At 71.3% G+C, this 21,253-nt stretch carries 20 protein-coding genes and 1 tRNA gene; 6 read left to right on the plus strand and 15 right to left on the minus strand.

Annotated elements, in window-relative coordinates:
- Position 1 precedes the first annotated feature (1 nt).
- From dcd to apbC, 3 genes are all read right to left on the minus strand, one after another.
- Positions 2-571: a dCTP deaminase gene (gene dcd, locus ACYVJJ_RS12370; protein ID WP_460833979.1), complete on the minus strand. Its 570-nt coding sequence runs from the start codon at positions 569-571 to the stop codon at positions 2-4.
- Between the two features lie 103 nt (positions 572-674).
- Positions 675-2,048, minus strand: coding sequence for a S8 family peptidase (locus ACYVJJ_RS12375; protein ID WP_460833981.1), 1,374 nt, complete (start codon positions 2,046-2,048; stop codon positions 675-677).
- A gap of 96 nt (positions 2,049-2,144) precedes the next feature.
- On the minus strand, positions 2,145-3,224 hold the full coding sequence (apbC, locus tag ACYVJJ_RS12380; protein ID WP_460833982.1) for an iron-sulfur cluster carrier protein ApbC: 1,080 nt from the start codon (positions 3,222-3,224) through the stop codon (positions 2,145-2,147).
- 198 nt (positions 3,225-3,422) lie between these two features.
- Here apbC and ACYVJJ_RS12385 point away from each other — a divergent pair, with 198 nt between their 5' ends.
- The 3 genes from ACYVJJ_RS12385 (at position 3,423) to rnfB (ending at position 6,551) form a co-directional block, all read left to right on the plus strand.
- Positions 3,423-3,842 carry a DUF2147 domain-containing protein gene (locus tag ACYVJJ_RS12385; RefSeq protein ID WP_460833984.1) on the plus strand — a complete coding sequence of 140 codons (420 nt, stop codon included), beginning with the start codon at positions 3,423-3,425 and terminating at the stop codon, positions 3,840-3,842.
- 113 nt (positions 3,843-3,955) lie between these two features.
- Positions 3,956-6,028, plus strand: coding sequence for a methionine--tRNA ligase (gene metG / locus ACYVJJ_RS12390; RefSeq protein WP_460833985.1), 2,073 nt, complete (start codon positions 3,956-3,958; stop codon positions 6,026-6,028).
- Between the two features lie 106 nt (positions 6,029-6,134).
- On the plus strand, positions 6,135-6,551 hold the full coding sequence (rnfB, locus tag ACYVJJ_RS12395; protein WP_460834680.1) for an Rnf electron transport complex subunit RnfB: 417 nt from the start codon (positions 6,135-6,137) through the stop codon (positions 6,549-6,551).
- A 71-nt stretch (positions 6,552-6,622) separates the two neighbouring features.
- Here rnfB and ACYVJJ_RS12400 read toward each other — a convergent pair whose 3' ends face one another.
- From ACYVJJ_RS12400 to ACYVJJ_RS12425, 6 genes are all read right to left on the minus strand, one after another.
- Positions 6,623-7,564 (minus strand): TraB/GumN family protein, encoded by a 942-nt coding sequence (locus ACYVJJ_RS12400; RefSeq protein ID WP_460833987.1) that lies wholly within the window; start codon positions 7,562-7,564, stop codon positions 6,623-6,625.
- Between the two features lie 7 nt (positions 7,565-7,571).
- Positions 7,572-8,507, minus strand: coding sequence for a DUF1684 domain-containing protein (locus ACYVJJ_RS12405; RefSeq protein ID WP_460833989.1), 936 nt, complete (start codon positions 8,505-8,507; stop codon positions 7,572-7,574).
- Positions 8,486-10,291 (minus strand): DNA mismatch repair endonuclease MutL, encoded by a 1,806-nt coding sequence (gene mutL / locus ACYVJJ_RS12410; RefSeq protein WP_460833991.1) that lies wholly within the window; start codon positions 10,289-10,291, stop codon positions 8,486-8,488. The genes ACYVJJ_RS12405 and mutL overlap by 22 nt, the downstream gene beginning before the upstream one ends.
- Positions 10,292-10,340: 49 nt before the next feature.
- On the minus strand, positions 10,341-11,921 hold the full coding sequence (locus ACYVJJ_RS12415) for an N-acetylmuramoyl-L-alanine amidase (RefSeq protein WP_460833992.1): 1,581 nt from the start codon (positions 11,919-11,921) through the stop codon (positions 10,341-10,343).
- A 76-nt stretch (positions 11,922-11,997) separates the two neighbouring features.
- Positions 11,998-12,474, minus strand: a complete 477-nt coding sequence (gene tsaE / locus ACYVJJ_RS12420; protein WP_460833994.1) for a tRNA (adenosine(37)-N6)-threonylcarbamoyltransferase complex ATPase subunit type 1 TsaE — start codon at positions 12,472-12,474, stop codon at positions 11,998-12,000.
- Positions 12,471-13,916, minus strand: a complete 1,446-nt coding sequence (locus tag ACYVJJ_RS12425) for an NAD(P)H-hydrate dehydratase (RefSeq protein ID WP_460833996.1) — start codon at positions 13,914-13,916, stop codon at positions 12,471-12,473. The genes tsaE and ACYVJJ_RS12425 overlap by 4 nt, the downstream gene beginning before the upstream one ends.
- Before the next feature lie 22 nt (positions 13,917-13,938).
- Between ACYVJJ_RS12425 and queG the strand changes: the two genes are divergently transcribed.
- Both queG and ACYVJJ_RS12435 read left to right on the plus strand, forming a co-directional pair.
- Positions 13,939-15,024 (plus strand): tRNA epoxyqueuosine(34) reductase QueG, encoded by a 1,086-nt coding sequence (queG, locus tag ACYVJJ_RS12430; RefSeq protein ID WP_460833997.1) that lies wholly within the window; start codon positions 13,939-13,941, stop codon positions 15,022-15,024.
- Between the two features lie 7 nt (positions 15,025-15,031).
- Complete coding sequence (locus tag ACYVJJ_RS12435) at positions 15,032-15,502, plus strand: TfoX/Sxy family protein (protein WP_460833999.1); 471 nt, start codon at positions 15,032-15,034, stop codon at positions 15,500-15,502.
- A 48-nt stretch (positions 15,503-15,550) separates the two neighbouring features.
- Here ACYVJJ_RS12435 and pgi read toward each other — a convergent pair whose 3' ends face one another.
- From pgi to pcnB, 6 genes are all read right to left on the minus strand, one after another.
- Positions 15,551-17,065 carry a glucose-6-phosphate isomerase gene (gene pgi, locus ACYVJJ_RS12440; protein WP_460834001.1) on the minus strand — a complete coding sequence of 505 codons (1,515 nt, stop codon included), beginning with the start codon at positions 17,063-17,065 and terminating at the stop codon, positions 15,551-15,553.
- Between the two features lie 4 nt (positions 17,066-17,069).
- Positions 17,070-17,450 (minus strand): aspartate 1-decarboxylase, encoded by a 381-nt coding sequence (gene panD, locus ACYVJJ_RS12445; protein WP_460834002.1) that lies wholly within the window; start codon positions 17,448-17,450, stop codon positions 17,070-17,072.
- An 80-nt stretch (positions 17,451-17,530) separates the two neighbouring features.
- Positions 17,531-18,385 (minus strand): pantoate--beta-alanine ligase, encoded by an 855-nt coding sequence (gene panC / locus ACYVJJ_RS12450; RefSeq protein ID WP_460834004.1) that lies wholly within the window; start codon positions 18,383-18,385, stop codon positions 17,531-17,533.
- Between the two features lie 7 nt (positions 18,386-18,392).
- On the minus strand, positions 18,393-19,217 hold the full coding sequence (gene panB / locus ACYVJJ_RS12455) for a 3-methyl-2-oxobutanoate hydroxymethyltransferase (protein WP_460834006.1): 825 nt from the start codon (positions 19,215-19,217) through the stop codon (positions 18,393-18,395).
- A 4-nt stretch (positions 19,218-19,221) separates the two neighbouring features.
- The gene (gene folK / locus ACYVJJ_RS12460; RefSeq protein WP_460834008.1) at positions 19,222-19,716 is read right to left on the minus strand and encodes a 2-amino-4-hydroxy-6-hydroxymethyldihydropteridine diphosphokinase; all 495 of its coding nucleotides are present in this window, start codon (positions 19,714-19,716) and stop codon (positions 19,222-19,224) included.
- Positions 19,716-21,029 (minus strand): polynucleotide adenylyltransferase PcnB, encoded by a 1,314-nt coding sequence (gene pcnB / locus ACYVJJ_RS12465; RefSeq protein WP_460834010.1) that lies wholly within the window; start codon positions 21,027-21,029, stop codon positions 19,716-19,718. Before pcnB ends, folK begins: the two co-directional genes overlap by 1 nt.
- Positions 21,030-21,132: 103 nt before the next feature.
- Here pcnB and ACYVJJ_RS12470 point away from each other — a divergent pair.
- A tRNA-Glu gene (locus ACYVJJ_RS12470) sits at positions 21,133-21,208 on the plus strand.
- Positions 21,209-21,253: the final 45 nt, after the last annotated feature.

Below are 21,253 nucleotides of genomic sequence, written 5' to 3' on the forward strand. Positions count from 1 at the left end.
ATCAGGTCTTGGGCAGCGTGACGCCGGTCTGGCCCTGGTACTTGCCGCCGCGGTCGCGGTAGGACGTCTCGCAGACCTCGTCCGACTGGAAGAACAGCATCTGCGCGACGCCCTCGTTCGCGTAGATCCGCGCGGGCAGCGGCGTGGTATTGCTGAATTCGAGGGTCACGTGGCCTTCCCACTCCGGCTCGAGCGGCGTCACGTTGACGATGATCCCGCAGCGCGCATACGTGCTCTTGCCCAGGCACACCACGAGCACGTCGCGCGGGATGCGGAAGTACTCCACGGTGCGCGCGAGCGCGAACGAGTTCGGCGGGATGATGCAGACGTCGGATTCCACGTCGACGAAGCTGCCCTCGTCGAAGTGCTTCGGGTCGACGATCGTCGAATTGATGTTGGTGAAGATCTTGAACTCGCGCGAGCAGCGCACGTCGTAGCCGTAGCTCGACGTGCCGTAGCTGACGATGCGCCCGCCGTCGGCGGCGGTCTTGACCTGCCCCGGCGCGAACGGCTCGATCATGCCGTGCTGCTCGGACATGCGGCGGATCCAGCGGTCGGACTTGATGCTCATGGGACGGCCTGTGGGCGAAAGAGGCCATTCTAGCCGCGCGACACCGCGGCCCCAACGAAAAAGCCCGGCCGGAGCCGGGCTTTTCGATGCAACTGCGCGTGGATCAGAAGCCGCTGGCGTTCAGGCGACCGCCGGTGACCACCTTGCCCTGCAGCGACGGCGTGGGCACCGTGGCATCGAGGATGCCGGCCTTGACCTGCGCCGCCGTCGCCGACGGGAACTTCGACTTGTACAGCGCCGCGGCGCCCGTCACGTGCGGGGTCGCCATCGACGTGCCGCTGTAGCTCGCGTAGCCGGACGCGAGTGCGCCCTTCACCGACTTCGGCACCGTCGAGTAGATCGCCGAGCCCGGCGCGCCGAGGTCGACCGTGGTGGCGCCCCACTGCGAGAAGCTCGAGAGGCCGCCGGTGTTCGTGGTCGAGGCGACCGCGATGATGTTGGCCTGCGGATAGTTGGACGGATAGCTCGCCGTCGCGTCGTTGTCGTAGGCGTCGTTGCCGGCCGCGGCGATGAAGAGGATGCCCGCGGCGTCGGCGCGGCCGATCGCATCGCTCAGCGCCTGCGAGAACCCGCCGCCGCCCCACGAGTTGTTCGTGGCGACGATGTTCAGGCCATGGCGCGTCTTGAGGTCGTTGAAGTAGTCGACCGCCTTGACCGCGTTCGCCGTGGTGCCGCCGCGACGGCCGAGGAAGCGCGCGCTGATCAGCTTGACGCCGGACCAGCACATGCCCGCGACGCCCTTGCCGTTGCCGCCCACGCCGGCGATCGTGCCCGAGACGTGCGTGCCGTGGTCGTCGTTCGCGCCGCCGGAATTGACGTTGTTCGAGTTGCCGTCGAAGTCCCAGCCGTTCTTGTCGTCGATGTAGCCGTTGCCGTCATTGTCGCGGCCGTCGACCGGGTCGTACGGATTGGTCCAGATGTTCGCCGCGAGGTCTTCGTGCGCGGTGTAGATGCCTTCGTCGATCACGCCGACCAGCACGCCGCTGCAGTCGGTGTGGCCCGCGGCCCACGCCTCGGCGGCCTGCGAGCCGTACTGGTTCGCCGGCGACGTCGCATCCCCGTACATGCCCCAGAGCGAGCCATTGGTGTAGTAGGTGTCGTTCGACGTGGCGGTATGGGTGTAGACCCAGTTCGGCTCGGCGTAGTCGACCGACGGATCGTTGCGCAGCGCCTCGATGGCGGAGGCCACGCCGACGCCGGCCGGCAGGCGCAGCAGCGCGGTCTCGGCACGGCCGGCGCGCGCGCCGCGCAGGGTGTCGGCCTTGGCCGCGCCGAGGCCGTTGCGCACGGCGGCTTGCTGGGCCGCGGTGGTGCCGTCCTTGAACTTCACGATCAGCTCGCCCGACTGGTGCGGACGACCGGCCTTCAGGCCGGCGAGGACGAGGTCCGGACGCCCGCCGGCAACGGCGGTCGAAGCGAAACCGAGGGCGACGAGGACGGCGGTCGCGAGGCCGGCGGAGCGCAGCGAATGCTTCATCTGGGAATCCTGTGGAGATGCGGGGGAACGCGCGTCCGCATCTATGTCACAGAACTGAAACGTCCGATGCTGCGTTGCACCACCCACACGAGCCCGTCAGTCGCCTGAAAGCGTGACGTGAAGCGGTTTCGCCACACTCGGCCGCTTCGCGAGTTCGATCACGAGATGACGAGCGGTCGAAATCAGCGCACGAGCGGTGGCCGTTTCCGGCGCCGACACGACGGCCGGGGCACCGGCGTCCCCGGCTTCGCGAACCCGGCGCTCGAGCGGCAGGCTCCCGAGCACCGGCAGGCCGTAGTCCGTTTCGAGCCGCGCAGCGCCCCCCTGACCGAACACGTGCTCGACATGCCCGCAGTTCTCGCAGGTGTGCATCGCCATGTTCTCGACCAGCCCCACGATCGGGACCTGCACCTTCTCGAACATGCGGACCGCCTTGCGGGCATCGAGCGTCGCGACGTCCTGCGGAGTGGTCACCACGACCGCGCCCGCCACCGGGATCTTCTGGGCGAGGGTCAGCTGGATGTCACCGGTGCCCGGCGGCAGGTCGACGATCAGGTAGTCGAGATCGCCCCAGCGCGTCTCGCCAAGTAATTGCGTGAGCGCCGAGGTGGCCATCGGCCCCCGCCAGATCATCGGCGTATCCGCCTCCACCAGCAGGCCGATCGACATCGCCTCGATGCCGTGCGCATGCATGGGCTCGATCGACTTGCCGTCCGGACTGTCCGGCCGACCGGTCAGGCCGAGCATCATCGGCACGCTCGGCCCGTAGATGTCGGCGTCCAGCACGCCGACGCGCGCGCCGTCGCGCGCGAGCGCCAGCGCCAGCCCGACCGCGACCGTCGACTTGCCCACGCCGCCCTTGCCCGAGCCGACCGCGATGAGATTGCGCACGTTCGTCAGCGGCGTCGTGCCCGGCTGAGGGGCATGCACCGCGATGCGCGAGCGCAGGTCGAGTGCGCGGATTTCGACGCCGGCGCCGCGACCGGCTTCGCGGATCGCGGCCTCCAGGCCCGGGCCGAGGTCGCCGCCGACGGGGAAGCCCGCGATCACCTCGACCGCCCAGCCCCCGCCGGACTCGACGGCGCGCAGCCGCGCCCCCGTCGCGCCGAGGGCGATCGACGTACCGGGAACCACGACGGCGGCGAGCCAGTTGGGGACGACGTTCGGGCTGGACATGGCGGTTCCGGTGCGACGGGGCTGCATTGTCGGGCGCGGCGCCCGGGGCCGCCAGCGGCGTTGCCACGGCCGCCGTCACATCTGCTTTTCGTGGCTGAATACGGCCCCGGCCCGTCGCTCCCTACGGGGGCGAATCCGGTATAAAGATCGTCACCCGCGCAAGGGGCGACGGGGCCAATCGTTCTTAGGGGAACCCAAATGCGCATGAAGATCACCGCACTGCTGATGCTCGCCCTGCCGCTCGCGGCGCCGGCGCAGAACTCGCCCGCCGGCCGCTGGAAGACCATCGACGACGAGACCGGCAAGGTGATGACGATCACCGAGGTCTACCAGGCGAAGAACGGCACCTATGCCGCGAAGATCGTCGAGGCCGTGAACCCGGCCGCGGCCAAGTGCACCAAGTGCAGCGGGAAGCAGAAGAACGCGTCCACCATCGGCATGAACGTGCTGTGGAACCTCAAGCCCATGGATGGCGGCTGGGGCGGCGGCGAGGGCTTCAAGCCGTCCACCGGCGACAGCTTCAAGGTCAAGAGCGTCAAGCTCGTCGGCAACACGCTCGAGATCACGGGCTGCAAGTTCATGTTCTGCAAGACGGCCAAGTGGCAGCGCGCGAACTGATCCGCGCGCATCGCTGACCGAGACGGCCCGGGCGACCGGGCCGTTTCCTTTTGTGCGCCCGGGGCGCGCCGGACCGCATGCGATACTTGCCGACCCTCGTCGATCCGCCTGCCATGCCACGCGACATCCTCGTCACCTGCGCCCTGCCCTATGCCAACGGCCCGCTGCATCTCGGGCATCTCGTCGGCTACATCCAGGGCGATATCTGGACGCGCGCGCAGCGCATGGCCGGCCGCACCGTGCACTTCGTCTGCGCCGACGACACGCACGGCACGCCGATCATGCTCGCCGCGGAAAAGGCCGGGATGACGCCGGAGGCCTACATCCAGGGCATCCAGCGCAGCCACGAGCGCGACTTTGCGGACTTCGGCGTGGCCTTCGACCACTACGACTCGACGAATTCCGAAACCAACCGCGAGCTCACCACCGCGATCTACACCGCGCTGGACGCCGCCGGCCACATCGGCCGCCGTGCCGTCGCGCAGCTGTTCGATCCCGAGAAGGGCATGTTCCTGCCCGACCGCTACGTCAAGGGCACCTGCCCCAACTGCGGCACGGCCGACCAGTACGGCGACAACTGCGAGAACTGCGGCGCCACCTATGCGCCCACCGAACTGAAGGACGCGCGCTCCGTGCTGAGCGGCGCCGCGCCCGTGGTGCGCGAGTCCGAGCACTTCTTCTTCGAGGTCGGCCGCTTCGAGGCGTTCCTTCGCGACTGGCTCGCAGGCGACGTCGCGATCGGCGGCGTCAAGGCGAAGCTGCAGGAATGGCTCGACGCCGAGGGCGGCCTGCGCGCCTGGGACATCTCCCGCGACGCGCCCTACTTCGGCTTCGAGATCCCGGGCCAGCCGGGCAAGTACCTCTACGTCTGGCTCGACGCGCCGATCGGCTACCTCTCCAGCTTCAAGGCGCTATGCGCTGAGCGCGGCATCGACTTCGACCGCTTCCTGCGCGACGCCGATGCGACGGAGATGCACCACTTCATCGGCAAGGACATCGTCAACTTCCATGGCCTGTTCTGGCCGGCGGTGCTGCACGGCGCCGGCTTGCGCGCGCCGACGCGCCTGCACGTCAACGGCTACCTGATGGTGAACGGCGACAAGATGTCGAAGTCGCGCGGCACGTTCGTCATGGCGCGCACCTACCTCGACAGCGGGCTCGAGCCGGAAGCGCTGCGCTACTACTTCGCCACGAAGACGTCGGGCGGCGTCGACGACGTCGACCTGAACCTCGCCGACTTCGTACAGCGGGTGAATGCCGACATCGTCGGCAAGTTCGTGAACCTCGCAAGCCGCTGCGCGGGCTTCATCGAGAAGCGCTTTTCGGGTCGCCTGGCCGACACGTTGCCGGACGCCGCGATGTACGCGCGGTTCGTCGACCAGCTCGGTCCGATCCGGGACGCGTACGCGCGCAACGAGGCCGCGGGCGCCCTGCGCCTGGCGATGGCCCTGGCCGACGAGGCGAACCGCTACATCGACGAGACCAAGCCCTGGGTGCTCGCCAAGCAGGACGGCGCCGACGCCGAGCTGCAGGCGGTGTGCACGCAGGGGCTCAACCTGTTCCGCGTGCTCGCTGCCGCGCTGCGGCCGGTGCTGCCGCGCGTCGCCGCGCAGGCCGAGGCGTTCCTGCAGGCGCCCGTCGCGCACTGGGATGACCTGGCGCAGCCGTTGCTCGGCCGCGGGATCGCCCCCTACACCCCGCTCTTCACCCGAATCGACCCCAAGCAGATCGACGCCATGACCGACGCCAGCAAGGAGACCCTGCAGCCCACCGCCGTGGCGACGAAGCCGACACCCGCGACGCCGCCGGCCGGCCCCGCGACACCTGCAGCGAAGCCCGAGGCGGCCGCGGGCTCGACGATCTCGATCGACGATTTCGCCAGGCTCGATCTGCGCGTCGGCCGCGTGCTCGAGTGCGGCTTCGTCGAGGGCTCGGACAAGCTGCTGCGCTTCCTGCTCGATGCCGGCGACCTCGGCCAGCGCCAGATCTTTTCGGGCATCCGCGCCTCATACGGCGAACCCGAGTCGCTCGTCGGGCGCAGCGTCGTCTTCATCGCGAACCTCGCGCCGCGCAAGATGCGCTTCGGCGTCAGCGAGGGAATGATCCTGTCGGCCGGCTTCGATGGCGGCGGCCTGTTCCTGCTCGATGCCGACGACGGCGCCGCGCCGGGCATGCCGGTCCGCTGAGCACCCAGCCGGCGCCGAGACGACGATGATCCGGCCGTTCCGGGGAGATCCCGCGACTGCGACCGACACGGCCTCGCAACGGGTGCCCGCGGAGGGCACCGGCGCGATGCGGTCGGACCCGATCGACCTCGTCGAACGCCTCGACCGCCTCCTGCCCCAGACGCAATGCGGCCAGTGCGGCTTCGCCGGCTGCCGGCCCTATGCCGAGGCGATGGCCCGCGGCGAGGCCGATGTCGACCATTGCCCGCCAGGCGGGGATGACGGCGCGCGGCGCCTGGCGCGCCTGCTCGGCGCCCCCGCGCGCCCCTACGACCGTAGGCGCGGGGCGCAGAAGCCGCCGCAGGTGGCGCTGATCGTCGAGGCCGACTGCATCGGCTGCACCAAATGCATCCAGGCGTGCCCGGTGGACGCCATCATCGGCGGCAGCAAGCACATGCACACGGTCGTCGATCCGCTGTGCACCGGCTGCGAGCTGTGCGTGCCGGCCTGCCCGGTGGACTGCATCGTGCTCGTCGCTGCCTGAGGCGGTGCGCGTACTCGGCCGTCGTTTCCCTGTCGCGACGCCCGCGGGCGACCCGCGCCCGGTCACCGGCGTCAGCGCGTTCGCTTACCCGGCGCCGCCGGCGCGCACGCCCGGCAGATGCGCTCCACCCGGTAGCCGCGCGCGCGCAGCAGTTCGACCACGCCATCGTCGCCGAGCAGGTGCAGCGCACCGACCACGACCAGCGCGTCGTGGCCACGTCCCTTGGCGAGCATCGATTCGAGCTTCGGCAGCCAGGCGCGATTGCGCGCGACGTTGAGGCGCTGGTAGCTCACCGGCGTACGGTCGCGCATCTCGCGCTGCGCGAGGCGCTCGAGCATTGCGACGTCGCCACGGCGCCACGCGCCGTGCAGCTGCTCGAGCTGCGCGCGTGCGTCCTCCTTCTCGTCGACGAAATCCTCGAGCGAGGCGAGCTGCTCCGCGACGGGCGTCGACTCCATCGCGTCGAGCTGCGCGTCGATCGTCTCGAGCCCGGTGACGGGCTTGCGGAGCGTCTCGGCGCGCGCCATCAGGTGGCGGTCGAGGCCATCCTCGGGCGAGAAGCCCATCTGCATGCCCAGCACGCTCACCGCGGTCACGCTCGCGAACCAGGGCTCGAAGCGGTCGAGCGAGCCGGCCGGCAGGCCGAGCCGCTGCAGGCGTGCGTCGAAGGCCCTGCGCAGCGCGGGCGATGCGACCTCGGCGAGCGTGCCCTTCGGTCCGCTCGCCCGCTCGAGCATGCGTGCGCCGAGCTGCGGATCGTTGAGCTCGCGCGGCGTGATCTCGAACGCCACCGATTCGGCGTCGGCGAGCGCCGCGTCGACGTCGGGCGACAGGGGATAGTCCGTCTTGCGCAGCAGGTGGAACGAGCCGAGCAGGTAGACGTGGTTGTCGCGATCCGAGACCTTCCACAGCAGCGGCGTGGGCGCGGCATTGCCCGCCGCCTTCACCGGGGCGGAACCCGCCATGGGAATCGCGGCGAGCAGGCCGGCGAGCGCGAGGACGATGCGGCGCATACAGATCTCAGTGGGCTACGGTGTAGGCCTTCTCGCCGGCCTCGATCGCGAGGTCCAGGCGGTTCGCGGCCGGCGGGAGCGGACACGTCGCGAACGACGTAAACGCGCAGGGCGGATTGTAGGCCCTGTTGAAATCGAGGCGGACGCGACCGCCCGCCGGCGGCGGTGCATCGAGGAAACGTCCGGCGCTGTAGCTGCCGTGCCCGCTGGTGCGATCGGCGAAGACGAGGAACAGGCCGCCGGCCTCGCCCTCCAGCGCTTCGAGCGCGAACGTGCGGCCGTCGCGCACGAACTCGACGCGGCCGGGATTGGGCTTGGCCGACAGCGTGCCGACGATGTCGCCGATCTCGATCGTGCGGCCGGGCGGATGCGGTCGCCAGCGGCCCTCGACGACCCAGTCCGGCCCGCCGCGCCAGTACGTCAGCCCGCCGAACCCGGTGCGGGTCGGTGCATCGGCATGACGCACGCGCAGGGCGAACCGCTCGCCGCGGCGGATGACGTTCACGACGCCCTTGCCGCCGTCGAACGTGATGCGGCTCGGGCCTTCCGGCGCTTCGTCGGTGCGCAGCCGCCCGGCGCGGGCCGGGCCGTCATCGATGCGCAGCGCGCTGCCGGGATGCGGGCGGAACATCACGTCGTCACCGCGCACGTCGAACATGCCGAACTGGTCGGGGCCGACCGCGAGGCGGATGCCGTTGTCGCGCGCGCGGCCGGCGTAATGCGGGCCGGGATCGAGCCAGTGCAGGCCGACGAGCGTCGTCCAGCCGTCGGGCGCGACGAGGTCCGCGGCGCGCGCCTCGCGCCAGCCGCGCTCGCCCTGCTCGAACGCCGCGCGTACCGCGGGATCCTCGCGCTCGGGCGCCGGGCGCGCGGGCTCACGCGAGCAGGCCGCGACGAGGACCAGCGACGATACGAGCAGCATCAGCGTCCGCGCAGGAACCATCGATCGATCTCCGCCAGGTCGAAGCGCGCCCAGGTGGGGCGGCCGTGGTTGCACTGCCCGGAGCGCTCGGTGGCTTCCATTTCGCGCAGCAGGGCATTCATCTCGGGCAGGCTGAGGCGCCGGTTGGCGCGCACGGCGCCGTGGCAGGCCATGGTCGCGAGCAGCTCGTCGCGCGCCTCGGCGATGCGTCGCGACGCGCCATGCTCGCGCAGGTCGGCGAGCACGTCGCGCAGCAGGCGCTCGGTGTCGCCATTCGCGAGCAGCGCGGGCACGCCGCGCAGAACGAGCGACTGCGGCCCGGCGCGATCCACCTCGAAGCCGAGCGCGCGCAGCGTGTCCTGCTCGCGCTCGGCCACGTCGGCCTCGCGATCGGCCACCGCGACGACCTGCGGCACCAGCAACGGCTGCGTTGCGAGCCCCGCGCCGTCATGCGCGTTCTTGAGCTTCTCGTAGCCGATGCGCTCGTGCGCGGCATGCATGTCGACGACGATGAGACCGTCCTCGCACTCGGCGAGGATGTAGATGCCGTGCAGCTGTGCGATCGCATAGCCCAGCGGCGGCATGGACGGCGCGGACGACTCCGGCAGGCGCGCAGTCGGCGCCGTCGCGCTGCCCTCGCCGTAGAGCATCCCGTAAGCCGCGCGCGTCTCTGCGATTTCCAGTGCGAGCGGCGACTGCGGCGCGCCGTCATAGCGCCATGCCGGCGCAGGCGCATGTGCCGCGGCGGCACCGCTGGCTGCGCCGACGGTCGCGGGCACCGGGACCGCACCGGCGCGTGTCTCGGCGAGCACGCGTTGCAGGGCGCGGTAGACGAAGTCGTGGATCAGCCGCCCGTCGCGGAAGCGCACCTCGTGCTTGGCCGGGTGCACGTTGACGTCGACGCGTCGCGGATCGAGCTGCAGGAAGAGCACGTAGGCCGGATGACGGCCGTGGAACAGCACGTCGGAATACGCCTGACGCACCGCATGCGCGATGCTGCGGTCGCGCACCGCGCGCCCGTTGACGAAAACAAACTGCTGGTCGGTGCTCGCGCGGTTGTACGCCGGCTCGGCGATCCAGCCATGCAGCCGGAGGGCGCGCCCTTCATCGTCCGCGCGGCCTTCCTCGACGCGCAGTGACTGGCGCACGAAGTCCGGCCCGAGCGCCTCGTGCAGGCGCCCGCCAGCGAGCAGGTCGCGCTCGCCCTTCCAGCGCCGCGAGGGCTTGCCATTGTGCGAGACGCGCAGCTCCACGTCCGGCCGTGCGAGCGCGAGCTGGCGCAACCAGTCCTCGATGTGCGAGAGCTCGGTGCGCTCCGCGCGCAGGAACTTGCGGCGCGCGGGCACGTTGTAGAACAGGTCGCGCACCTCGACGGTGGTGCCGTGTGGATGCGCGCGCGGTGTCGTCTCGCCGACGCGCCCGCCATCGACGTCGATCGCGGTCGCATGCGCGGCCTCGCGCGTGCGCGACACCAGCGAGAACCGGCTCACGGACGCGATGGACGGCAGCGCCTCGCCGCGGAAGCCGAGCGTCTCGACGCCCTCGAGATCGTCGAGGCTGGCGATCTTGCTGGTCGCATGGCGACGCACGGCGAGCGGCACGTCCTCCGGCGCCATGCCCAGGCCGTCGTCGCGAATGCGGATCAGGCGGATGCCGCCTTCCTCGAGGTCGATGTCGACGCGTCCCGCCCCGGCGTCCAGCGCGTTCTCGACGAGTTCCTTGACCACCGACGCGGGCCGCTCCACCACCTCGCCCGCGGCGATCTGGTTGACGAGCACATCGGGGAGCTGGCGGATGCTGGTCACGGCGGTCGCGATCGCGGACGGCCGCCGATGATACGGCCGCGCGGCGCGCTTACGGGCTGCCGCCGGTTCCGCTGCCGGCCGCCGCGTACTGGCGCGCCTGCGCCTCCACCTGCGCGGCGACGAGCGTGCCCGGCGGCGGTTGCCGGGTGAAGTAGCCGCTCACGCCCTCCAGCACGGCGCGGGCAATCGCGCGCTGCTGCGCGGGATCGGCCAGACGCTGCTCTTCCTCGGGATTCGAGATGAACGCGGTCTCGACCAGCATGGCCGGCGTGTCCGACGTGCGCAGCACCGCGAAGTTCGCGCGCTCGACGGTGCGCTTGTGATTCGGGCCCAGCCGCGCGAGGCCCGCGAGAACCTGCCCTGCGGCGTCCTCGGACGCGCGCATGTTGCCGCTCTGCGTGAGGTCCAGCAGTACCGAGGCGAGCGTGTTGCCCGGCTCGACCTTCACCCCGCCGATCAGGTCGGCCGCGTTCTCCTTGTCGGCCAGCCAGCGCGCGCGCTGCGACGACGCGCCCTTGAGCGAGAGCACGTATACCGACGAGCCACGCGCAGCCCGGTTCTCGGCGGCGTCGGCATGGATCGAGACGAACATGTCGGCGCCGTGCTGCTTCGCGAGGCGCGCGCGCTGGTTGAGCGGGAGGAAGAAGTCCGCATCGCGCGTCAGCACCGCGCGGTAACCGGGCGTCGCGTTGAGCTGGCGGGCGAGCTCGCGCGCGATGGCGAGGGTGATGTCCTTCTCGCGACGGCCGCTGGGGCCGAGCGCGCCGGGGTCCTGCCCGCCGTGGCCGGCATCGATCGCAATCACGAGCGGGCGCAGCGGCTTTCCGGATGCGTCGCGGAACGACTTCACCGGCGGCGGCAACGGTGCGGCCCGTTCGGCCGACGGCGCGGGAGCGGATCGGGTCGGCGCGGAGGGCGTCGCGACAATGGCAGCCGGGGGTGCGGCGCGGACCGGCGACGGCGCGGACGGCTGGGGGATCGCGTTGCCCGAGCCGCTCGAAACGGCGACGGGCGGCGGTGCGGTGCCCGCCAAAAGGATCGTCGCAGGGTTGGACATCGACGCGCCGGCTGATGCGGGTGCCGGGACCACGGTCGCAGGCGGCGCTGCACGCGTAGCGACCGGAGCCTCCGCAGTCGCACCGGAGCCCACGACGGCGGTCACGGACCCGGCGGCCGCCGACACGGGAAGCGTGGGCACCGCAGCGGCAGTACCGGCCGCGGCTTCGCCGTCACCCGGCCACTCGATCACCAGGCGACGGCCGTTCGCCGTCGGCTCGAGCCGCGGCTGGAGCGCGGCGACCGGCTGCGCGAGGTCGAAGACGACACGCGCAACGCCCGGCGACGGTTGACCGTAGCGCACGGCCCGCACGATGCCCGACGGGGCCGGGGTCGCAGCACCGCGACGCACGGACGAGGCCGGGAGGTCAATGACCAGGCGGTCGGGGCCGGCGAGGGAGATCAGCTGGTAGTCGGCGGCCGCGTCGAGCTCGATTTCCGCACGGGTGCCGGTGGCGCCCTGCGCGAGCCCGACGCTGCGGACCTCGGCGGCCTGCGCGAGATTCCAGATCAGCGCCGCGACGAGGGCGCTGCCCATCAGGAGCTTCTGGACGGTGTCGGCCTTCACGCGCATGGCATTAGTCAACCATCGGCGAGGGACTAATGCAAGCAAGTTTTTCCTTGATAATCCGTGACCTGCGGCCGCTTTCTCATTCGGTACTGTCGGTTTGCGCCGTGAAGGCGGCTGCGAAGCGCTTTACCCAGTCTTCTCCGGATGCTGACCGGGCGGTAACGCATGCGCTACGGCCCGCGCCGTCGAGCGCAAGGGCGATTTCGACGTCGGGCGGCGGCAGTGCCGAGGCGCCCCGCTCCGGCCACTCGATCAGCCAGAGGGTGGCCTCGGCGGGATCGAGGCCGAGGTACTCGAGCTCCCCGACGTCGCCGATGCGGTAGAGGTCGAGGTGCCAGGCTTCGCCGTCCGGCAGCGGATAGCGCTCCACCAGCGTGTAGGTGGGGCTGCGGATCGCGCCCTGCACCCCGAGCGTCCTCAGCAATGCGCGGGCGAGCGTGGACTTCCCGGCCCCGAGGTCGCCGCGCAGGTGCGCGACGGCGACACCGGGCCGGGTTCTGGCGAGGGCATGCCCGAGCGCTTCGGTCGCTTCGACATCGGAAAGATGGAGTTTCATCGCGGGTTCGCCATGCGCCGCAGCGCGGGAAGGAGGTCCGCCGCGCGCAGGCCACGCTCGCCCTCGACGGCAGCGGCGTCGCCGGCCGCGGCGTGGAGCAGCGCCCCTGCGACGGCGGCATCGGCCGGCGCGAGGCCCTGCGCGAGCAGCGACGCGATCGTACCGGTCAGGACGTCGCCCGTCCCGCCGGTTGCGAGCCCCGGATTGCCGGCGGAAACGACATGAGGCACCCGGCCTGGTGCACCCACCAGCGTGCCGGCGCCCTTGAGCACGACCGGCGCACCGTACCGCTCGACCAGCGCCGCGAGCGCACCGAAGCGGTCGCCCTGCACGTCGGCAGTGGAGCGGCCGAGCAGCCGGCCGGCTTCCGCGGGATGCGGAGTGAGGATCGCCTGCGGAACCGGGCGCGGCGCCTCGGCGAGAAGGTTCAGCGCGTCGGCGTCGAGGACCGTCGGGCGGCCGCTCGCAAGCGTGCCGGCGAGCAGTGCACGGCCCCACGCGCCCCGGCCGAGGCCCGGCCCGAGCGCGACCGCGTCGGGCCAATGCCAGTCCGGCGTCGCGTCCGGATCGGAATGAAGCGCCTCGGGCAGCCGAACCAGCAGGGCGGTGGCATGCGCGGCACGGGTATGCGCCCGAACCAGTCCGGCGCCCGCGCGGACGGCCGCCTCGGCGCAGAGCAGCAGCGCGCCCCCGATGCCGGCATCGCCACCGACGCAGAGCACGCGCCCTGACTCGCCCTTGTGCGTGTCGGCACGTCGCGGCCGCAGCCAGCGCAGGAGGTCGCGCTCGACGAGCCGGAAGGCCCTGGGCACGGGATCGAGCGCAGCGCGATCGACAGCCGTGTCGAGCGTATCGAGAACCAGTCTGCCGCAGGCCTCGAGTGCGCGCCCGGTACGCAGGCCGTGCTTGGGCAGCAGGAACTCGATCGTGCGGTCCGCATGCACCACGGCATCGACCGGCCCGGCCTCGCGCAGGCCACTGGGCACGTCGAGCGCGAGCACGGGCGCGGGGTGGCGCGCGATCGCCTCGATCGCGGCACGCGCCCCGTCGCGCAGCGGTCCGTCGAGCCCGATGCCGAGGACGGCATCCACGACGACATCGGCATCGCCCGGCAGGCCGGCGTCGATCCGGCCGCCCGCGGCGCGGTAGCGGGCCTCCGCGCGCACCGACGCAGCATGCGCCGGCGAACGAATCGCCCAGACGCCGACGTCGCGCCCCGCCGCGAGCGCATGGCGCGCGAGCACATAGCCATCGCCGCCATTCCCGCCCGCGCCGCAGACCACCGCGATGCGCTGCGCCGCCGGCCAGCCCTCGAGCAGCGCCCGCCAGGCCGCCTGCCCGGCCCGCTCCATCAGCACGTCATCGTCGCCGAGGCGGCGCCTGGCCTCGATCTCGAGGCGTCGCACTGAATCGGCATCGAACAGCGCGGAATCGGCATGCATCGCCGGATTTTATACTTGCATCATGCAGACGACCGTCCTCGCCCCGTCCGTCGACCCGGCCGCTCTCGCCGCGCGGGTGAAGGCGCTCGCGCGCGAGGCCGGGTTCCAGCGCTGCGGGATCAGCGGGATCGACCTGCGGGAGGACGAAGCGCACCTCGCGGACTGGCTCGCGCAGGGCCTGTACGGCTCGATGGACTGGATGTCGCGCCACGGCCTGATGCGCGCACGCCCGGGCGAGCTGCTGCCCGGCACGGTGCGCGTGATCAGCGTGGGGCTCGACTACGGCCGGCGCGACGACGACGAGGCCTGGGAAACGCTCGCCGACGGCACGCGCGCCTACGTGGCGCGCTATGCCCTCGGCCGCGACTACCACAAGCTCATGCGCGGTCGCCTGCAGAAGCTCGCCGACCGCATCGGCGAAGCGATCGGCCCCTTCGGCTACCGCGTCTTCGTCGACTCCGCACCGGTGCTGGAGCGCGCACTCGCGCGTAATGCCGGGCTCGGCTGGATCGGCAAGCACACCTGCCTGATCGATCGCGACGGCGGCTCGTGGTTCTTCCTCGGCGAGATCTACGTCGACGTCCCACTACCCGTGGATGCGCCGGCAACCGCGCATTGCGGCAGCTGCACCCGCTGCATCGACATCTGCCCGACCGGCGCGATCACGGCCCCGCACCGGCTCGACGCACGCCGCTGCATCTCCTACCTCACCATCGAGCACGAAGGCCCGATCGACGCCGAGCTGCGCCCGCTGATCGGCAACCGCATCTTCGGGTGCGACGACTGCCAACTCGTCTGCCCCTGGAACAAATTCGCGCGGCGCACCGACGAGCCCGATTTTCGTGCACGCAATGCGCTCGACACCGCGACGCTGCCGGCGCTCTTCGCCTGGAGCGAAGACGAGTTCCTGCAGCGCACGGAAGGCAGTGCGATCCGGCGCAGCGGGCATGCGCGCTGGCTGCGCAACATCGCGATCGCATTGGGCAATGCGCCGACGACGCCGGAGGTCGTGGCCGCGCTCGAATCGCGCGCGGGAATCGACGACGCCGTGGTTCGCGAAAGCATCGACTGGGCGCTCGCGCGCCACCGCATTCCTACACCGACCTGAGCGACCCATGGCCACCGACGCCGGCACGATCGATTTCCTGCTCGACCAACTCGGCGGCGCCGGGTCGCGTTACAGCACCAAGCGCATGTTCGGCGAGCACTGCCTCTACCGCGATGGATCGCCGATCGCGCTTGTCTGCGACGACGTGCTCTTCGTCAAGGACACGATGCCGGGTCGCGAGCAGATCGCCTGCTTCGCGACGCTCGGGTTCGGGCCGCCGTATCCGGGCGCGAAGCCGCACCTGCGCCTTCCGCCCGACACATGGGACGACGCGGACGCACTGCGGCGTGTGCTGGAAGCGACCGCGGCTGCACTACCGCCGGCGAAGCCGCGGAAGGCGGCCCCCAAGACGCGCACGGGCGACGGCCCGGCGTCCGCGGCCAGAGCGCGTAAGCGCGCCGGGAATGGCGACGAGGCGATCGTCGCGAAGCCCTCGAGCGCTCCCGCGGGACGTCGGAAGCCATCCCCCGTGAAGTAAGTCGATGCCTCCGTGCCGCCCCGTGCGTCGAGCCCGCTCGTGCCGCGATCAACGCGCCGGGGCGATGTCCGCAAGCAGGGCCCGCGTAACCGGATCATCGGCCTCCACCTCGCCACGCACCGCAGGCAGCAGCCGGTCCGCGATCTGCTTGCCGAGCTCGACGCCGAACTGGTCGAAGGCATTGATGCCCCACACCACGGACTGAAGGTAGACGCTGTGCTCGTACATCGCGATCAGGCCGCCGAGCGCCTGCGGCGTGAGTGCGTCGAGCAGGATCATCGTGCTCGGTCGACCGCCGGGATAGCGGCGATGCGGATCCTCGCTGTCCTGCCCGTTCGCAAAGGCCTCGCTCTGCGCGAGGAGGTTCGACAGGAGGGCATCGTGGTTCTCGCGATGCGGCGCGTCGGGACGCAGCACGCCGATGAAGTCGCACGGCACGACCGTCGTGCCCTGGTGCAGGGCCTGGAAGAAGCTGTGCTGCGTGTCGGTGCCGGCGCCGCCCCACCAGACCGGCACCGTATCGAGCCCGACCGGTGTTCCGTCGGCGCGTACCGACTTGCCGAGGCTCTCCATCACCAGTTGCTGCAGGTAGTTCGGCAGCAGGCGGAGACGCTCGTCATACGGCAGCACCGCATGCGCCGCGAGCCCCAGCGCGTTCCGGTTCCACACCGCGGTGAGCGCATGCCACGCCGCTAGGTTGCCGCGTGCCGGCGTCCCGACCACATGCGCGTCCATCTCCGCCGCGCCCTCGAGCAGTGCGTCGAAGCCCTGCATGCCGATGGCGATCGCGATCGGCAGGCCGACGGCCGACCACAGCGAATAGCGCCCACCCACCCAGTCCCACATCGGCAGCACGCGCTCGGCCGGGATGCCGAATGCTTCGGCGCGCGCGCCGTTCGCCGTGATCGCGAACAGGCGCGCGTCGTCGCCGAGCCAGGCGCGGAGGATCCTGCCGTTGAGCAGCGTCTCCTGCGTGCCGAAGCTCTTCGAGATCAGCAGCGCGGCGGTGCTCGAGGGATCGAGGCCCGCAAGCACGCGCTGGGCGGCATGCCCGTCCACGTTCGAAAGGAAGTGCACGCGAACCGCGCCGGCACCGGGCGCGGCAAGCGCATCGACCACGAGCCGAGGGCCAAGATCCGAGCCGCCGATGCCGACGCTGACGACATCCGTGACGCCTAGCGCCTGCAGCCGGCCGATCGTCTCCTCCATGCGCATACGTGCTTCGCATGCGACGCGGTGCGCGTCCCGGGCGAGCGGCGACTGCCCGACGTCGCCGCGCAGCGCGGTGTGCAGCGCCGGGCGGCGTTCGGTGGGATTGACCTGCTCGCCGTCGACGAGCGCACGCAGGCGGCCCGCGAAATCACAGGCGTCCGCGATGCGGAACAGGGCGTCGAGGGCGTCGCGGTCGTAGCGCTGGCGCGCGAAGTTCGCGCGGATCGCGCCGACGCGGAGGCTGAGCCCGGTGGCACGACCGGGATCGTCGGCCAGAAGCTGCCGGATGGTGCGGGACATGCTGCGCGCCGCCTCGGCGCGCAGTCGGCTGAGGCGGTCGGCGGTCTGCATTCCGTTACGCGGCCTGTGCGGGGATCGACTGGTTGGTGTGCGTCAGGCGGTTGTCGCGGTCGACGTAGACGCACGTCGGCTTGAACTTCGCGGCTTCCGCCTCGTCGCATTGTCCGTAGGCGGCGATGATGACGAGGTCACCGGGCTGCGCGAGGTGCGCCGCGGCGCCGTTGACCGAGATGACGCCGCTGCCTTCGTCGGCGCGGATCGCGTACGTCACGAAACGCGTGCCCTGGTTGACGTTCCAGATGTGGATCTGCTCGTACTCGCGGATGCCCGAGATGTCGAGCAGGCGCCCGTCGATCGCGCACGAGCCTTCGTAATGCAGCTCGGCATGGGTGACCGTGGCACGGTGGATCTTGGCCTTGAGCATGTTCAGGAGCATGGCGGCGCACTCGACCCGCGGGCGGCGGGCATGGACGCGCGAAGTCTAGCAGCGCATGGCGCGGTGCAACATCGCGGCGTTCAGCCGGCCGCGGGCCCTGCGTCGAACTCGAGGTTGTCGATCAGGCGGGTACGGCCGAGCCGGGCGGCGACGAGTGCCACGGCCGGTCGTTCGCCGGCGGCGGGCAGCGCGAGGTCCGGGCGCCGGACGACGGCGTAGTCCACCTCGAACCCGGCGGCGGCCAAGGCCCTCGACGCGTCCCGCTCGACGGCTTCGGGCGTCGCCCCAGCCTCCCAGGCCTCGCGCATGCGCTGCAGCGTCCGGTGGATCACCGGCGCGACGTCGCGCTCCGCCGGCGACAGGTACTGGTTGCGCGAGCTCATCGCCAGCCCGTCGGCCTCGCGCACCGTGGGGGCGGCGACGATCCCGATAGGAAACGACAACTCGCGCACGAGGTAACGGATCACCGCGAGCTGCTGGAAGTCCTTGCGCCCGAAGACGGCGACGTCCGGCTGCACCTGCAGGAACAGGCGGGCCACGACGGTTGCCACGCCATCGAAATGCCCGGGCCGGTGCGCGCCTTCGAGAACTCCGGTGACGCCCGGCACCTGGACGCGCACGACGCCGGCGAGGCCCTCGGGGTACATGGTCTCCACCGAGGGCATCCACAGCAGGTCGCAGCCGGCCGCATGCAGGCCTTCGGCATCGGCTTCGGGCGTACGCGGATAGCGCGAGAAGTCCTCGCTCGGCCCGAACTGCGTCGGGTTGACGAACACGCTCGCGACGACGCGGTCGGCGTGGCGACGCGCGAGCTCCACGAGTGCGAAATGCCCCGCATGCAGGTTGCCCATCGTGGGCACGAACGCGATGCGCTGGCCCTCGCGCTTCCAGCCGGCAATGCGCGCACGCAGCGCGTCGAGCGAGGTCTCGATCATGCGGGGCTCAGGCGTAGCCGTGCTCGGGCGCGGGGAACCGACGCTCGTGCACTTCGGCGACGAACGCCTCGAACGCGCCCTGCACGCTCCCGCCGGTCGCCAGGAAGTCCTTGACGAAGCGCGGCTGCCGGCCGTGGCGCAGGCCGAGCATGTCATGGAGCACGAGCACCTGGCCGTCGCACTCCGGACCCGCGCCGATGCCGATCGTCGGGATCCCGATTTCCGCGGTGATGCGGGCCGCGAGTTCCATCGGCACGCATTCCAGCACGAGCAGCGTGGCGCCCGCCGCGGCGACCGCGCGGGCGTCCTCGAGCAGCCGGGCGCCGGCTTCGTCACCCCGGCCCTGCACCTTGTAGCCGCCGAGCCGATGCACCGATTGGGGCGTCAGCCCGAGGTGTGCGCAGACGGGGATCTCGCGTGCGACCAGGTGGCGGATGACGTCGAGCTTGAAGCCGGCGCCCTCGAGCTTGACCATCGCCGCGCCCGCCCGGAGGAAGCGCGTGGACGCATCGAGCGCGTGGGCGGCGTCCGCATCGGCCTGGAACGGCAGGTCGGCGATGAGCAGCGCGCGCTGCAGCCCACGGGCCACGCAGGCCGTGTGGTACGCGATGTCGTCGACCGTGACCGGCAGCGTGCTCGAATGCCCCTGCACCACCATGCCGAGCGAATCGCCGACGAGCACCATGTCGACGCCCGAGGCGTCGATCGCCCGCGCGAAGCCGGCGTCGTAGCAGGTGAGCATCGTCAGCGGACGACCGTCGCGCTTGGCCTGCGCGAGCATCGGCACCGTGACCGGCACGGGGCGGGACGCGCGGGAGGAGTCGGAGTACATCCCGCTAGCGTATCGCTTCGATGCGCGCGGTTTCCACGCCGCGGAGCAGCGCGTCGACCCGGCCGCGCCCGGGGACGACGGTTTCCGGTGCCAGGGCATGCAGCGGCACCAGCACGAAGGCGCGCTCGTGCATGCGGGGATGGGGCACGTGCAGCCCGGGCTCGTCGACCACCGAATCCCCGTACAGCAGCAGGTCGAGGTCCAGCACCCGCGGACCCCAGGGCATCGCCGAGGCGCGGTCGCGGCCGGCCGCGCGCTCCAGGTCCAGGAGCACATCGAGCAGCGCGCGGGGCGTGAACACCGTGCGCAGCAGGGCCACCGCATTGACGAAGTCGGGCTGGTCGGTCACGCCCCAGGCCGGCGTGCGGTACAGCGGCGACAGGCGAACGTCGACGATGCCATCGACATCGCCCAGCGCCACGGCGGCGTCCCGCACCGCCCGCGCCGCATCACCCAGGTTCGCGCCCAGGCCGATGCAGGCCTGCACCGCGTCGGGCATCACTCCGGGCCGCCACCCGCGCGACGACGGCGACGGCGACGACGCGGGCCGGCTGGTCCGTCCTCCGCCACCGCCTCGAGGCCCTCGACCTGGGCGACGGCGGCGTCCGGATGCTGCTGGGCCTCGCGCCAGAACTCGACGTCGGGCAGATGCTCGTCCGAGGCGGCGAGCCGGAGCACGAGGAAGTCGAACGCGGCGCGGAAGCGCGGATGCGACAGCAAACGGAACACGCGGCGACGCTGGCGCTGCGAGAAGCGCGGCTGCAGCAGCCATATCTCCTGCATCGGCAGCGAGAACCGACGGGGCAGCGCGATCATGTCCATCTGGTGCAGCGTGACTCGGTCCGCGGCGCGCTGCTGCGCATCGGCGAGCTGCACGCCGTCGGCCTGAAGCCGCGCGAGCGCGCGGCAGTACGCCGGCCACAGCAGGAGCGCGAACAGGAATGCAGGGGACGCAGGCTCGTCGGCCGCGATGCGGGCGTCGGTCTCGGCCAGACCCTTCAGCACCATGCTCCGCAGCGCACCGGAGCGGTTCGAGCGCAATGCGGCGGCCGATTCGGGGAACAGCACTTCGAGCAGCCCATGGCGCTCCAGGCCCAGGAAGCTGTCGACCGCATGCCCCGACAGGAACAGCTTGAGGCATTCCTCGAACAGACGCGCCGGCGCGGCATCGCGCAGCAGCGCAGCGAGCCTCGGGATCGGTGCCGCGGTCTCGGCTTCGATCGAGAACCCGAGCTTGGCGGCCAGGCGCACCGCGCGCAGCATGCGCACCGGATCCTCGCGATAGCGGCGCTCGGGATCCCCGATGAGCCGCATCACACGATCCTGCACGTCCCGGAAGCCGCCGACGTAGTCGCGGATCGAGAAGTCCTCGATCGAGTAGTACAGCGCGTTCGCGGTGAAGTCGCGGCGCACCGCATCGTCCTCGATCGAACCGAAGACGTTGTCGCGCACGACAGCCTCGACCTCGTGTGCCTCGACGTCCGACTCCTCGACATTCGCGCGGAACGTCGCGACCTCGACGATCTCGCGGCCGAAGACGACGTGTGCGAGCCGGAAGCGCCGTCCGATGAGCCGGCAATTGCGGAACAGGCCGCGGATCTGCTCCGGCGTGGCGTCGGTGGCGACGTCGAAGTCCTTCGGGTGGCCCCCGATCAGGAGGTCGCGCACGGCGCCGCCGACGAGGTAGGCACCGAAGCCGGCCTCCCGCAGTCGGTAGAGCACGCGGAGCGCGTTGGGGCTGATGTCGCGGCGCGAGACGACGTGCGAATCGCGGGGAATGACCTGGAGGGCGGCAGTGGGATCGGCTGGCATCAGCGGGCATTACGCCGCAATTGGAGAGGATTGCCCATTGCCGTCAGGCGCCGAGCCCGCCTATACTAGCAGCGTGCCGGACGGAGCTTCCGGCACCTCCCCTGCTCCCTTCGTCTAGAGGCCTAGGACGTGGCCCTCTCAAGGCTAAAACACGGGTTCGAATCCCGTAGGGAGCGCCATACACGGCCCGGCGCATCGATGCGACAGGCGACACCGGCAACCCG

The organism is Lysobacter humi (ex Lee et al. 2017) (assembly GCF_054781815.1).

What these genes read in the sequence shown, in the direction of transcription:
- dcd (WP_460833979.1), bottom strand. Translation starts at nt 571, where the DNA reads ATGAGCATCAAGTCCGACCGCTGGATCCGCCGCATGTCCGAGCAGCAC.
- ACYVJJ_RS12375 (WP_460833981.1), bottom strand. Translation starts at nt 2,048, where the DNA reads ATGAAGCATTCGCTGCGCTCCGCCGGCCTCGCGACCGCCGTCCTCGTC.
- apbC (WP_460833982.1), bottom strand. Translation starts at nt 3,224, where the DNA reads ATGTCCAGCCCGAACGTCGTCCCCAACTGGCTCGCCGCCGTCGTGGTT.
- ACYVJJ_RS12385 (WP_460833984.1), top strand. Translation starts at nt 3,423, where the DNA reads ATGCGCATGAAGATCACCGCACTGCTGATGCTCGCCCTGCCGCTCGCG.
- metG (WP_460833985.1), top strand. Translation starts at nt 3,956, where the DNA reads ATGCCACGCGACATCCTCGTCACCTGCGCCCTGCCCTATGCCAACGGC.
- rnfB (WP_460834680.1), top strand. Translation starts at nt 6,135, where the DNA reads ATGCGGTCGGACCCGATCGACCTCGTCGAACGCCTCGACCGCCTCCTG.
- ACYVJJ_RS12400 (WP_460833987.1), bottom strand. Translation starts at nt 7,564, where the DNA reads ATGCGCCGCATCGTCCTCGCGCTCGCCGGCCTGCTCGCCGCGATTCCC.
- ACYVJJ_RS12405 (WP_460833989.1), bottom strand. Translation starts at nt 8,507, where the DNA reads ATGGTTCCTGCGCGGACGCTGATGCTGCTCGTATCGTCGCTGGTCCTC.
- ACYVJJ_RS12415 (WP_460833992.1), bottom strand. Translation starts at nt 11,921, where the DNA reads ATGCGCGTGAAGGCCGACACCGTCCAGAAGCTCCTGATGGGCAGCGCC.
- tsaE (WP_460833994.1), bottom strand. Translation starts at nt 12,474, where the DNA reads ATGAAACTCCATCTTTCCGATGTCGAAGCGACCGAAGCGCTCGGGCAT.
- ACYVJJ_RS12425 (WP_460833996.1), bottom strand. Translation starts at nt 13,916, where the DNA reads ATGCATGCCGATTCCGCGCTGTTCGATGCCGATTCAGTGCGACGCCTC.
- queG (WP_460833997.1), top strand. Translation starts at nt 13,939, where the DNA reads ATGCAGACGACCGTCCTCGCCCCGTCCGTCGACCCGGCCGCTCTCGCC.
- ACYVJJ_RS12435 (WP_460833999.1), top strand. Translation starts at nt 15,032, where the DNA reads ATGGCCACCGACGCCGGCACGATCGATTTCCTGCTCGACCAACTCGGC.
- pgi (WP_460834001.1), bottom strand. Translation starts at nt 17,065, where the DNA reads ATGCAGACCGCCGACCGCCTCAGCCGACTGCGCGCCGAGGCGGCGCGC.
- panD (WP_460834002.1), bottom strand. Translation starts at nt 17,450, where the DNA reads ATGCTCCTGAACATGCTCAAGGCCAAGATCCACCGTGCCACGGTCACC.
- panC (WP_460834004.1), bottom strand. Translation starts at nt 18,385, where the DNA reads ATGATCGAGACCTCGCTCGACGCGCTGCGTGCGCGCATTGCCGGCTGG.
- panB (WP_460834006.1), bottom strand. Translation starts at nt 19,217, where the DNA reads ATGTACTCCGACTCCTCCCGCGCGTCCCGCCCCGTGCCGGTCACGGTG.
- folK (WP_460834008.1), bottom strand. Translation starts at nt 19,716, where the DNA reads ATGCCCGACGCGGTGCAGGCCTGCATCGGCCTGGGCGCGAACCTGGGT.
- pcnB (WP_460834010.1), bottom strand. Translation starts at nt 21,029, where the DNA reads ATGCCAGCCGATCCCACTGCCGCCCTCCAGGTCATTCCCCGCGATTCG.